Here is a 222-nt window from a genome sequence, read left to right as displayed (position 1 = left end):
ATCATCATCACACGCTTCTACAGGGGCTATCATCGTTGGGGATGGTAATTGATTAACCACTAAAGTGATGGTAATAATCTCATGACATCCTGTGGCAGCATCTTCCACTCGAACCCAAACCGTTTGAGAAGCTGGATCTACATTTTGATACATATCAGCAAGGCTTGGCATACCAGCATCGGCATCAGCTTCAGTTAAATGATAGCTCACAATCCAATCAGC

At 43.7% G+C, this 222-nt stretch carries 1 protein-coding gene; it reads right to left on the bottom strand.

Going from position 1 to position 222, the window contains the following annotated elements; all coding sequences use genetic code 11:
- The coding region (locus Q1A60_RS21565) for a hypothetical protein (protein ID WP_300008534.1) at positions 1-222 on the bottom strand (222 nt) is incomplete at both ends.

The sequence above is a fragment of the uncultured Dokdonia sp. genome, from assembly GCF_947492535.1.
Lineage (GTDB): Bacteria > Bacteroidota > Bacteroidia > Flavobacteriales > Flavobacteriaceae > Dokdonia.
This window is presented reverse-complemented; position numbering and strand designations above follow the sequence as displayed.